Origin of the sequence: Breznakia sp. PFB1-19 (assembly GCF_029893935.1) — a bacterium.
GTDB lineage: Bacteria > Bacillota_I > Bacilli_A > Erysipelotrichales > Erysipelotrichaceae > Breznakia > Breznakia blatticola.
Map to the genome: position 1 here is coordinate 1 of NZ_JARXXJ010000048.1, position 5,155 is coordinate 5,155.

Below are 5,155 nucleotides of genomic sequence, written 5' to 3' on the forward strand. Positions count from 1 at the left end.
AAAAAAGACACCCGAAATGGATGTCTAATCAACTGGCGATTTGCTATTTTCACTTGGGCAGGCCAAGCTATCGTCGCCGTTAAAGTGCTTAACTTCTGTGTTCGAGATGGGAACAGGTGTGTCCACTTTGCCATCATCACCAGATCTAGAAGGTTAGTTCCTTCAAAACTAAATAACAGTTAACATTTTCTAGAGGTTTATATACCACTATCTTTTCGTATTGTGATTAAGTCCTCGACCGATTAGTACTAGTCAACTCCATGTATCGCTACACTTCCATCTCTAGCCTATCAACCTTATCGTCTTTAAGGGGTCTTACTACTTACGTATGGGAAATCTCATCTTGGAGGGGGCTTCGCGCTTAGATGCCTTCAGCGCTTATCCTTTCCCTACTTAGCTACCCAGCTATGCCGTTGGCACGACAACTGGTGCACCAGAGGTAGGTCCATCCCGGTCCTCTCGTACTAAGGACAGCTCTCCTCAAATTTCCTACGCCCACAACAGATAGGGACCGAACTGTCTCACGACGTTCTGAACCCAGCTCGCGTACCGCTTTAATGGGCGGACAGCCCAACCCTTGGAACCGAATTCAGCTCCAGGATGCGATGAGCCGACATCGAGGTGCCAAACCTCGCCGTCGATGTGAACTCTTGGGCGAGATCAGCCTGTTATCCCCAGGGTAGCTTTTATCCGTTGAGCGACGGCCCTTCCATTCGGTACCGCCGGATCACTATTCCCGACTTTCGTCCCTGCTCGTCTTGTAGGACTCACAGTCAAGCATGCTTCTGCAATTGCACTCGTCGATTGATTTCCAACCAATCTGAGCATACCTTTGGGCGCCTCCGTTACTCTTTAGGAGGCGACCGCCCCAGTCAAACTGCCCACCTGACACGGTCCCAGTACCGGATCACGGTACGTGGTTAGAATTTCAATTAAACAAGGGTGGTATCCCAACAGTGACTACACATACACTGGCGTGCATGCTTTAACGTCTCCCACCTATCCTGTACATGTTTAATCAAAACTCAATATCAAGCTACAGTAAAGCTCCATGGGGTCTTTCCGTCTAGTTGCGGGTAACCTGCATTTTCACAGGTACTAAGATTTCACCGAGTCTGCTGCCGAGACAGCGCCCAAATCGTTACTCCTTTCGTGCGGGTCAGAACTTACCTGACAAGGAATTTCGCTACCTTAGGACCGTTATAGTTACGGCCGCCGTTCACTGGGGCTTCAGTGCACTGCTTCGAGTCTAGCTCTAACAGATTCCCTTAACCTTCCAGCACCGGGCAGGAGTCACCCCCTATACGTCGTCTTTCAACTTAGCAGAGAGCTGTGTTTTAGATAAACAGTCGCTTGGGCCTATTCACTGCGGCTCTATAAATAGAGCGTCCCTTCTTGCGAACGTACGGGACCATTTTGCCGAGTTCCTTGGCAACAGTTCTCTCGCTCACCTCAGGCTTCTCGCCTTGCCCACCTGTGTCGGTTTCGGTACAGGCCGTCATAAAATTAATACTAGAAGCTTTTCTTGGAAGCCGGTATCATATACTTCACTACTCGCACGAATGCTTTCGCTTCCCCATCACGCCTTCGCCTTATAGTATGCGGATTTTCCTACATACAAGCTACCTCGCTTAGACCACAATCCATTAAGTGGCATATACTAACCGTCTCCGTCACTCCATCATTTTTACGCGGGTACAGGAATATCAACCTGTTGTCCATCGACTACGCCTTTCGGCCTCATCTTAGGTCCTGACTTACCCAGGGCGGACGAACCTTCCCCTGGAAACCTTAGGCTATCGGTGTGTAGGATTCTCACCTACATCTCGCTACTCACACCGGCATTCTCACTTCCATACTCTCCACTGCTCCTTACGGTACAGCTTCAACGACGAATGGAACGCTCCTCTACCACTCATATCTAAAAGATACGAATCCACAGCTTCGGTAGTATGCTTAGCCCCGGTACATTTTCCGCGCAGGGTCACTCGACTAGTGAGCTGTTACGCACTCTTTAAAGGATGGCTGCTTCTGAGCCAACCTCCTAGTTGTCTGTGCATCCCCACATCGTTTTCCACTTAGCATACATTTTGGGACCTTAGCTGGTGATCTGGGCTGTTTCCCTTTTGACCATGGACCTTATCACCCACAGTCTGACTGCCGAATATATCATTATGGCATTCGTAGTTTGATAATAATCAGTACCCCGAGATGGGGCCATCATACTTTCAGTGCTCTACCTCCATACGACTCAACTTCGACGCTAGCCCTAAAGCTATTTCGAGGAGAACCAGCTATATCCAGGTTCGATTGGAATTTCTCCGCTATCCACAACTCATCCGCTAGCTTTTCAACGATAGTCGGTTCGGTCCTCCATTGAGTTTCACCTCAACTTCAACCTGGTCATGGATAGATCACCTGGTTTCGGGTCTACCAAATCGTACTTCCGCCCTATTAAGACTCGCTTTCGCTTCGGCTCCGTATTTTCTACTTAACCTCGCACGATATGGTAACTCGCCGGTTCATTCTACAAAAGGCACGCCATCACCCTTTAACGGGCTCTGACTTCTTGTAAGCATACGGTTTCAGGTTCTATTTCACTCCCCTCCCGGGGTTCTTTTCACCTTTCCCTCACGGTACTGGTTCACTATCGGTCACTATGTAGTATTTAGCCTTGCCAGATGGTCCTGGCTGATTCCGACAAGATTTCTCGTGTCTCGCCGTACTCAGGATACTGCTAGGGTTTACTTTGTTTTCGTATACGGGACTTGCACCCTCTACGGTTGGCCTTTCAATGCCATTCTACTAACATCATAAAATCCCACGTCGCAGTCCTACTACCCCGACTCATAGTCGGTTTGGGCTGCTCCCATTTCGCTCGCCGCTACTCTGGGAATCACTGTTGTTTTCTTTTCCTCTAGGTACTAAGATGTTTCAATTCCCTAGGTTGCTCTCTCATAAGCTATGTATTCACTTATGGATAGTGGATCATTACTTCCACTGGGTTCCCCCATTCGGATATCGCCGGATCGTTGTGTACGTACCACTCCCCGACGCGTTTCGCCGTTAGTTGCGTCCTTCTTCAGCTCATAGTGCCAAGGCATCCACCGTACGCCCTTATTAACTTAATCACTTACCAATTTCTTCAAAATTTAGTGTGTTTGTTTATAGCGTATTTTTCGATAACTGTCTTGTTTTTTCTAATATTTTCATATCAGAGACTGTTGTTGTTACATTTTATTTCTTCAAATAAACGTAACGACTGTTTTTCTCGATTTTATCTTACAAACTATTCGAAAAGACTCATGTTATATAACATTCTTCTTCTCTAATGTCTTCTGTTATTCAGTTTTCAAAGATCTAACTTCTTTTTTCGAAAGACTAAGTCTTTCAAAACTAAATAGGAAACTTTCAATATGCTCGAAACAAAGTTGTGTACTTTCTCCTTAGAAAGGAGGTGATCCATCCCCACGTTCCCGTAGGGATACCTTGTTACGACTTAACCCTAGTCATCGATCCTACCTTCGACGGCTCACTCCTGTAAACAGGTTATGCCACCGGCTTCGGGTATTACCAACTCCCATGGTTTGACGGGCGGTGTGTACAAGGCCCGAGAACGTATTCACCGTAGCATGCTGATCTACGATTACTAGCGATTCCGACTTCATGGAGTCGAGTTGCAGACTCCAATCCGAACTGAGACAGCCTTTATGAGATTTGCTTGCTCTCGCGAGTTCGCTGCTCTTTGTAACTGCCATTGTAGTACGTGTGTAGCCCAGGCCATAAGGGGCATGATGATTTGACGTCATCCCCACCTTCCTCCGGTTTGTCACCGGCAGTCTCTCTAGAGTCCTCAACTTAATGTTAGTAACTAAAGACAAGGGTTGCGCTCGTTGCGGGACTTAACCCAACATCTCACGACACGAGCTGACGACAACCATGCACCACCTGTCACCAAGATAACCTCCAATATGTCTCCATATCTTTGCTTGGGATGTCAAGGCCTGGTAAGGTTCTTCGCGTTGCTTCGAATTAAACCACATACTCCACCGCTTGTGCGGGCCCCCGTCAATTCCTTTGAGTTTCACACTTGCGTGCATACTCCCCAGGCGGAGAACTTATTGCGTTAACTGCAGCACTGAATTCCTCCAACACTTAGTTCTCATCGTTTACGGCGTGGACTACTAGGGTATCTAATCCTATTTGCTCCCCACGCTTTCGAGCCTCAGCGTCAGTTGCAGACCAGCAAGCCGCCTTCGCCACTGGTGTTCCTCCATATATCTACGCATTTTACCGCTACACATGGAATTCCACTTGCCTCTTCTGCACTCTAGTCTAACAGTTTCCAAAGCATACAATGGTTGAGCCACTGCCTTTAACTTCAGACTTATTAAACCGCCTACGCTCCCTTTACGCCCAATAATTCCGGATAACGCTTGCCACCTACGTATTACCGCGGCTGCTGGCACGTAGTTAGCCGTGGCTTTCTGGTGAAGTACCGTCACCCTGATACCATTTCCTGTACCAGGCGTTCTTCCTTCACAACAGAGCTTTACAGACCGAAATCCTTCTTCGCTCACGCGGCATTGCTCGTTCAGGGTTCCCCCCATTGACGAAAATTCCCTACTGCTGCCTCCCGTAGGAGTTTGGGCCGTGTCTCAGTCCCAATGTGGCCGGTCACCCTCTCAGGTCGGCTATGCATCATCGTCTTGGTGAGCCGTTACCTCACCAACTAACTAATGCACCGCGAGTCCATCATAGTGTGCAGCAAACGCTGCTTTAATAAATAATAGATGCCTATCATTTACCTATCCGGTATTAGCTATCGTTTCCAATAGTTATCCCAGTCACTACGGTAGGTTACTCACGTGTTACTCACCCGTTCGCCACTAAGCGCAAATCCAAATCATAACTCCAAGCAAGCTTTTCATTATTCATTGGGACGCTTCGTTCGACTTGCATGTATTAGGCATGCCGCCAGCGTTCATCCTGAGCCAGGATCAAACTCTCCATTTGATTTGCTCATATGAACACGACTTTGCGTGTTTTTAGTTGTTTTTGTTTTCCGTGAATTTTTGTTTCGAAATTGACGTTTCCTATTCAGTTTTAAAAGATCTAATCACTTCTTTTTCGCATCGGTTATCTCAACCGTGCC

At 47.5% G+C, this 5,155-nt stretch carries 3 rRNA genes; all 3 read right to left on the reverse strand.

Annotated elements, in window-relative coordinates:
- Positions 1-30: 30 nt before the first annotated feature.
- Positions 31-144, reverse strand: a 5S ribosomal RNA gene (gene rrf / locus M2098_RS11455).
- Positions 145-222: 78 nt separating this feature from the next.
- A 23S ribosomal RNA gene (locus tag M2098_RS11460) occupies positions 223-3,131 on the reverse strand.
- 319 nt (positions 3,132-3,450) lie between these two features.
- Positions 3,451-5,016 (reverse strand): 16S ribosomal RNA (locus M2098_RS11465).
- Together the 16S, 23S and 5S rRNA genes form the textbook arrangement of a ribosomal RNA operon.
- Positions 5,017-5,155 lie beyond the last annotated feature (139 nt).